General features: G+C 54.1%; 6 protein-coding genes. 2 read left to right on the forward strand and 4 right to left on the reverse strand.

Features of this window, described 5'->3' with window-relative positions; translation table 11 throughout:
- Nucleotides 1-166: 166 nt before the first annotated feature.
- Both CHU32_RS02015 and CHU32_RS02020 read right to left on the reverse strand, forming a co-directional pair.
- Nucleotides 167-754 carry a UbiX family flavin prenyltransferase gene (locus CHU32_RS02015; protein ID WP_103674404.1) on the reverse strand — a complete coding sequence of 196 codons (588 nt, stop codon included), beginning with the start codon at nucleotides 752-754 and terminating at the stop codon, nucleotides 167-169.
- 40 nt (nucleotides 755-794) lie between these two features.
- Entirely contained in the window at nucleotides 795-1802 is a 1008-nt protein-coding gene (locus CHU32_RS02020) for a LacI family DNA-binding transcriptional regulator (RefSeq protein ID WP_103674405.1), read from the reverse strand.
- 428 nt (nucleotides 1803-2230) lie between these two features.
- On the opposite strand from CHU32_RS02020, the gene CHU32_RS02025 reads away from it, so the two are divergent.
- Nucleotides 2231-3634: an MFS transporter gene (locus CHU32_RS02025; protein WP_103674406.1), complete on the forward strand. Its 1404-nt coding sequence runs from the start codon at nucleotides 2231-2233 to the stop codon at nucleotides 3632-3634.
- Nucleotides 3635-3641: 7 nt separating this feature from the next.
- Nucleotides 3642-5603: a glycoside hydrolase family 127 protein gene (locus CHU32_RS02030; RefSeq protein WP_103674407.1), complete on the forward strand. Its 1962-nt coding sequence runs from the start codon at nucleotides 3642-3644 to the stop codon at nucleotides 5601-5603.
- Between the two features lie 42 nt (nucleotides 5604-5645).
- Here CHU32_RS02030 and purF read toward each other — a convergent pair whose 3' ends face one another.
- Both purF and cvpA read right to left on the reverse strand, forming a co-directional pair.
- Entirely contained in the window at nucleotides 5646-7163 is a 1518-nt protein-coding gene (gene purF / locus CHU32_RS02035) for an amidophosphoribosyltransferase (protein WP_103674408.1), read from the reverse strand.
- A gap of 33 nt (nucleotides 7164-7196) precedes the next feature.
- Nucleotides 7197-7685: a colicin V production protein gene (cvpA, locus tag CHU32_RS02040; RefSeq protein ID WP_103674409.1), complete on the reverse strand. Its 489-nt coding sequence runs from the start codon at nucleotides 7683-7685 to the stop codon at nucleotides 7197-7199.
- Nucleotides 7686-8093 lie beyond the last annotated feature (408 nt).

Here is an 8093-nt window from a genome sequence, read left to right on the forward strand (position 1 = left end):
GGTTTTATGCCATCTCCATACGCGAGCAGAGTGTTAATAAAACGTTGCAAATTATCGTAAGGTGAAAGATAGCAGTTACAGCGAGGGAACCGCAGCGGTAAAAGAAGGAAAATGTCGGGGATATGATCGCGGTTACAAAAATGCCCTGAAACAGGGCATCGGCCTGTCAGTTGCTCTGCCCGGGGACGCCGCCCGTCCAGCGTGTAAACAGATCTTTCGGCAGATCAATGTCAAACTGGTCGAGAACCCGGTTAACGGTTTGATTAATCACATCATCAATAGAAAGCGGTCGATGGTAAAACGCAGGTACCGGCGGCATGATCACCGCCCCCAGCTCTGCTGCCTGGGTCATCAGGCGTAAATGCCCGAGATGCAGCGGTGTTTCTCGCACGCACAGCACCAGCGGACGTCGCTCTTTCAGTACCACGTCCGCCGCGCGGGTCAGTAGCCCGTCGGTATAACTATTCACAATGCCGGAGAGGGTTTTGATGGAACATGGCAAAATGACCATGCCCGCCGTTTTATACGAGCCGGACGAAATACTGGCGGCAATATCCCGGGCGTCATGCACCGCATTGGCTAACGCCTGAACGTCACGCAGAGAAAGATCGGTTTCCAGCGCCAGCGTCTGTCTGGCCGCCTGGCTCATCACCAGATGAGTTTCGACATCGGTGACGTCACGTAAAATTTGTAACAAGCGCACACCGTAGATGGCACCGCTGGCCCCGGAAATCCCTATTATGAGTCTTTTCATATTAATCGTCCTTTCACAGAATATGGCACAGTTTGCCCGATCAGGACCGGGGGCGTAAAGGTGATGGCGCGCCGGGAGAGCTTTCACGAATCACCAGCCGAACCGGCAGCAGCAGATTGCGTTCCCCTTCACCCGTTACCAGCAGGCGAAACGCATCGCGCCCCAGTTCGCGCTTGTCTACTGCCACGGTCGTTAAGGGGGGATACGCCCAGGCTGCAGCATCAATATCATCAAAACCGACGATCGCAATGTCCTCAGGCACGCGATACCCTTTGCGCGCACAAATACGCATCGCAATCAGCGCCGCCACGTCGTTATAGGCAAAAATCGCATCCGGTGGCTGCGGCAGCGACAGCAGGGTTTCCATGCCTTCTGTCAGCGCCTGTTCTATTTCTCTGACCGGCGGCATTTCAACCCGGTATTGTGCAGGTAATGATAATCCCGCTTCAAACAATGCCTGCTGATAGCCTTCAAGCCGCTGGCGAATACTGTAATGGTGGTGTGCGTCGCCAAGAAAAGCAATGCGGCGGCGTCCCTGTTCAATAAGATGGCGGGTAACCACAAAACCGCCATGATAGTTATCCGGATTAACGCAGGGGAAATCAGCAGCCCATAAGTCCACCAGTGCTACCGGCAATGAGATTTTGCGCAGTTCGCCAATGATTTCAGGCTCCAGATATCCGGCACACAGTATTGCATCGGGCTGATGCAGCGCGATGAGGTCGGCAATGGCATCTTCAGGACCGACAGGTTGAAAACTCATTGCTATGTCATTTTCCCGACAGGCATCCGCCACACCGAGCATGACGGTTGAGTAAAACGGTAGTGCACTGGCAATGTTGTGATGACGATGGAGCAAAAATAGCAGACGTTTAATACGCCCATTACGTAGCCTGCTAAAATCATAGCCCTCCGCTTCTGCAATCGACAAAATTCGCTGCCGCGTTTCATCGCTCAGCCCCGGCTGACCTTTCAGTGCCCGTGATACTGCGGCAATGGAAACACCGCACGCCGTCGCAATATCTTTGATTCTGGTTTTTTTCATCATGGTGTTCGTTTTCACCTTACGGTCAGTCCGTTCCTTTTGTCACCCGCCGCCTGTGATGCACAAGGGCTAAGAATACCACGGCGATCCGCTGTGCCAGAGCCCGTTTCTACTAAAAATCGGTTTTACCTTCCTTCACGGATGTGCAAGAAGCGGACAACAAGACGCTTTATTTCGTAAACGTTTGGCTTTTAAAACGGTCATTCCCCGCTTACTCTCAAACAATCGTCATTTTTCGTGACTTAAATCACTATTTTTAATTTATTTATAGTAAAAATAAGATCAATAACACAATAGTAATCGTCTGCAATATCTTTATAAACCTTTCAGGATCTATGCTTTCTGACGATTTTTTTTACTAAAAATTGTCAGAGATAAGTCGTAATGACGTTTTTAACCATCACAACTTGTTAACGCATAAAGGACTGGTTATGGCTACTGCTCACCATGTGGACACTGAAGTGCAGATAGTTGATGCGAATGAAACGCTCTCTACCCGCGAAAAGATAGGCTATGGATTAGGCGATGCTGGCGGACATTGCATCTCCGATTTGATAAGCGGTTTTTTACTCTTTTTCTACACCGATATATTTGGCCTTAGCCCGGCCATCGTTGGCGCGATGTTCTTTATACTGCGGATTTTCGACGCCGTCTCCGACCCGGTGATGGGCGTCATTGCTGACCGCACCCGCAGCCGCTGGGGACGTTTTCGCCCATGGCAACTGTGGACGGCGGTCCCGCTTGCCGTCATCGGCGTGCTGACATTTACCGTGCCGGATATGGGCCCCAACGCGAAAATTGCCTGGGCATTCGGCACCTATTTATTGCTCTCCATCGGCTATACCGCCAACAACGTGCCTTACTGCGCGCTGATTAACGCCATCACCAATCGTCACGATCAGGTGATGTCTTGCCAGTCCTGGCGCTTTGTGCTCAGCGGCATTGCCGGGTTCCTCGTCTCCGTGGGACTGCCGTGGATGGTCGAGTTTTTTGGTAACGGCAACATGGCAAAAGGCTATCAGTACGGCGTGACCGTGCTGTGTACCATCGGCATGGTCATGTTCCTGCTGTGCTTTTTCTGGGTTAAAGAGCGCGTGCCGCTCTCGCTGGCGGGCAATTTCACCCTGCGCGAGCACCTCAAGGGGCTGCGTAAAAACGATCAGTTGCTGATGATGCTGGTTATGTCGTTCCTGCTGGTGAACATCCTGTGTATCCGCGGCGGCGGCTATATGTACTTTATCTCCTACGTTCTACAGGGCGGTGCGGCCTATATGTCGCTGTTCTTCGGCATTCTGACGATTGCCGGGATTGCCGGCGCGGTGATCGTTAACCCGCTCTCACGTCGTGTGGACATGGTGCGCCTGTACTACTGGACCAACCTGGTGCTGGTTGCTTTCGGGCTGGGCATGTACTTCCTGCCAACCGGCCCGCAGTACCAGACGCTGTGGCTGGTTTGTATCGCCGTCAACAGCGTGATTCAGGGCTTCACCCTGCCGCTGCACTTCTCGATTATGGCCTTCGCCGACGACTACGGCGAATGGAAAACCGGCGTGCGTTCCTCCGGCATGAACTTCGCCTTCAACCTCTTTTTCATCAAGCTCTCCTGGGCTTCTTCCGGCGGCATTATCAGCCTGATCCTGATTATGGTGGCCTACCAGCCGGGGCTGGAAAACCAGACCGCCGCGTCGATTCAGGGCATTACTCTGCTGCAAAGCGTGGTTCCGGCGCTGTTTCACCTCGCGCTGGCGCTGTGCCTGCTGAAGTGCCGCCTGAACGGCCCGATGATGAAACGTATTTCTACCGATCTTCACCAAAGACATTCACACATTTCCTGAGGTAAACATGATGCAGTCTGATGTGATTGAAGCCGATCTGAACCATATCACCATCACCGACCCGTTCCTGGGCGAATACCAGCGGTTGATTCGCGACGTGGTGATCCCTTACCAGTGGGAAGCGCTGAACGATAACATCCCCGACGCCGAACCGAGCCACGCGCTGGCCAACTACCGCATTGCTGCCGGGCTTGAGCCTGGTGAGTTTTACGGGATGGTTTTCCAGGACAGCGATGTGACTAAATGGCTGGAGGCGGTCGCCTGGTCGCTCAGCCAGAAGCCGGACGCCTGGCTTGAACAGACCGCCGATGAGGTGATTGAACTGCTGGCACAGGCGCAGTGTGAAGACGGCTATCTCAATACCTGGTATACTGTGAAAGAACCAGGGCTACGCTGGACCAACGTGGCCGAGTGTCACGAAATGTACTGCGCCGGACACTTGTTTGAAGCCGCCGTGGCGTTCTTCAACGCCACCGGCAAGCGCCGCCTGCTGGAGATTGCCTGCCGATTTGCCGACCATATTGATACTATGTTTGGCCCGAACGAGGGTCAGTTGCGCGGCTATCCGGGGCATCCGGAAATCGAGCTGGCGCTGATGCGGCTGTACGAAGTGACGCTGGAGCCGCGATACCAGGCACTGGCCCGTTTCTTCCTGGAAGCGCGCGGTCAGCAGCCGTACTACTACGATATTGAATTCGAAAAGCGCGGTGGCAGCTGGCACTGGGACAACTGGGGCGACGCGTGGATGGTGAAGGATAAAGCCTACACCCACGCGCACAAACCGCTTGCTGAGCAGAGCGAAGCGGTCGGTCACGCGGTGCGGTCGGTGTACCTGATGACCGGACTGGCGCATGTCGCGCGCATGACCCAGGATGAAGAAAAGCGCCAGACCTGCCTGCGCATCTGGAACAATCTGGTACAGCGCCGGATGTACATCACCGGTGGCATAGGCTCGCAGGGCATTGGCGAGGCGTTTACCAGCGACTACGATCTGCCGAATGACACCGCCTACGCCGAGAGCTGCGCCTCCATTGGCCTGATGATGTTCGCCCGCCGCATGCTGGAGATGGAGGGTGACGCCCACTACGCCGACGTGATGGAACGTGCGTTCTACAATACGGTGCTGGGCGGCATGGCGCTGGACGGCAAACATTTCTTCTACGTTAACCCGCTGGAAACGCACCCAAAAAGCATTCCGCATAACCACATTTATGACCATATCAAACCGGTGCGCCAGCGCTGGTTCGGCTGCGCCTGCTGCCCGCCGAATATCGCCCGCACGCTGGTGACGATTGGGCACTATATTTTTACGCCGCGTCCGGACGCGCTTTTTATCAACTTCTATGCAGGTACTCAGGCACAATTTACGGTTAGTGGCGGCGATCTGAAGCTGACAATCTCGGGTAATTATCCGTGGGATGAACGCGTTGATATCACGTTCACGCATCCGCAGCCGGTGGAGCACACGCTGGCGCTGCGCCTGCCAGCGTGGTGCGATAATCCGCAGATCCTCATCAACGGTGAAGCGGCGGTAGGTAAACGGCGCAAAGGTTATCTGCATCTGCATCGCCAGTGGCAGCAGGGAGACTGCATCACCCTGCTCCTGCCGATGACCATCAGGCGCGTGTATGCCAATCCGCTTGTACGCCATGGTGCTGGGAAAGTGGCGATTCAGCGCGGACCGCTGGTCTATTGTCTGGAAGAAGCCGATAACGGTACGCAGTTACATAACCTTTCACTGCCTGAGAAAAGCGTTTTTCGTGAAATTGAAGGCACCGGGGTACTGAAAGGGAAAGTATTGCTTCAGACAGAAGGGAAACGTGTCGCAACGCCGTCTGATGACCAGCCGCTGTACCATTTTGACCGGCAGCAAACCGTAATTGAAAAACAGACGCTAACGTTTATTCCATGGTTTAGCTGGGCGAACCGTGGAGAAGGTGAAATGCGGATCTGGATACAGGAAGCCTGAGACTAAAAGTAATACGCCTGGCAGAGCCAGGCGTATTAGAGATTAACCTTCGTTATGCATCTCAAGATTTTCCACTTCATTCTGACGCTGGACCGCTTTGGAGTCGTCATTACGCAGGGAATCGAGATAGTCGAGATACTGCTGATCAACGTCTTTAGTGACATAAATCCCGTTAAATACCGAGCACTCGAACTGCTGAATTTCCGGGTTTTCTGCCCGCACTGCGTCAATTAAATCGTCGAGATCCTGGAAAATCAGTCCGTCAGCACCGATGATCTGGCGGATTTCATCGACTTCACGCCCGTGCGCAATCAGTTCGTTGGCGCTGGGCATATCAATGCCGTAGACGTTCGGGAAACGAATTTCCGGCGCGGCGGAGGCCAGATACACCTTTTTCGCCCCGGCTTCACGCGCCATCTCAATGATCTGCTCAGAGGTGGTACCGCGCACGATGGAGTCATCCACCAGCAGCACATTTTTGTCGCGGAACTCGGCGCGGTTGGCGTTCAGCTTGCGGCGCACGGACTTACGGCGCAACTGCTGGCCCGGCATGATAAAGGTGCGGCCAACATAGCGGTTTTTCACAAAACCCTGACGGTAAGGCTTATCTAATATCCGGGCTATTTCCAGCGCGATGTCACAGGAGGTTTCCGGGATCGGGATCACCACGTCGATTTCCAGGTCTTCCCACTCGCGGGCAATTTTCTCGCCGAGTTTGGTCCCCATATTAACGCGGGCGCTGTAGACGGAAATTTTGTCGATGAAGGAGTCCGGGCGCGCAAAGTAAACGTATTCAAACAGGCACGGATTACTGACCGGACGGTCAGCGCACTGGCGGGTGTAGAGCTGGCCTTTTTCGGTAATATAGACCGCTTCGCCCGGGGCAACGTCACGCAGAAATTCAAAGCCGAGAGTATCCAGCGCCACGCTTTCTGAAGCCACCATATACTCGGTGCGGCCATCGCCAATATCGCGTTTGCCCAGCACCAGTGGGCGAATACCATTCGGGTCGCGGAAAGCCACCATTCCGTGACCGATAATCATCGCCACACAGGCGTAAGCACCGCGGATCAAGCGATTAGTAGCGGCGATGGCAGCGAAAATGTTGTCTGCTTCCAGCGGGTAATGGCGGAAGTTATCCAGTTCGCTGGCAAATACATTGAGCAGCACTTCAGAATCAGATGTGGTGTTGATGTGACGGCGCTTCTCTTCAAACAGTTTTTTACGCAGCTCATGAGCGTTGGTCAGATTGCCGTTGTGAGCAAGCGTAATACCATACGGAGAGTTAACGTAGAAAGGCTGCGCTTCAGAGGCGCTGGAACTGCCGGCAGTCGGATAACGAACATGACCGATACCCATATTGCCCTGCATACGCTGCATATGACGCGCTTCGAACACGTCGCTGACCAGGCCATTAGCTTTGCGCAAACGGAAACCATTATTCGCATCAATGGTGATGATGCCTGCGGCATCCTGCCCGCGGTGCTGAAGCACCGTTAACGCGTCATAAATAGACTGGTTGACCGGCATGACACCGGCGATACCGACAATACCGCACATACGTCTTTTCCTCGTTAAGCCACATCTCAGAGCTTATGCTCTGGGCAAGAAACTTGACGAACTCTGCAGATAGTCGAAGAACCATCTGATAACGAAGCTGAATTGCGGAATGAGCTGCGATTTTTGCCAGTCTTCACTCTTCGACATGCCGGTAAAGGTATCAAGAAAGAACAGAATGGCAGCGACGATCAGCACTCCACGCAGAGCGCCAAAGCAGATCCCCAACACCCTGTCTGTACCCGACAGGCCGGTTTTCTCTACCAGCTGACCTATCACATAGTTGACGATAGCGCCGACAATAAGTGTCGCGATAAACAGTATCGCGATGGCAATCCCATTTCGAACCAGTTCGTCTTCAAAGCCCGTAAACCAGACTGACAGGTAAGTGTAGTAATGACTGGCAACAAAGAACGCACAACCCCATGTTACCAGCGACAACGCTTCACGAACAAAACCACGGATCAGGCTAACCAGACAGGAAAAACCTACTACCGCGATAATAGCGTAATCAATCCAGACCATATTTGTCCCACGATTTTACGCCCTGTCATCCGATTGGGGCGCATTCTAACAGAAAAAGAAAACGTTTGCGTAGGGATTTCCCGTCCCTACTCAAATAAAAATGGCGCTGAAAAAACATTCAACGCCATCGCCTTTGTAGGGTAGAGCGGAGTGTTTTCACCCTCTCCCCGGCCCTCTCCCTGAGGGAGAGGGAGGTTAAGCGCTGTACCCGGAATTCACCCTCTCCCCGGCCCTCTCCCTGAGGGAGAGGGGGTTGTGGCGCTGTACCCGGGGGTCACCCTCACCCCGGCCCTCTCCCTGAGGGAGAGGGAGGTTGCGCGCTGGGCCCGGGGTTCACCCTCTCCCCGGCCCTCTCCCTGAAGGAGAGGGAGGTTGGGCGCTGTACCCGGGGTTCACCCTCTCCTTGGC

Origin of the sequence: Superficieibacter electus (assembly GCF_002915575.1) — a bacterium.
GTDB classification, from domain to species: Bacteria; Pseudomonadota; Gammaproteobacteria; order Enterobacterales; family Enterobacteriaceae; genus Superficieibacter; species Superficieibacter electus.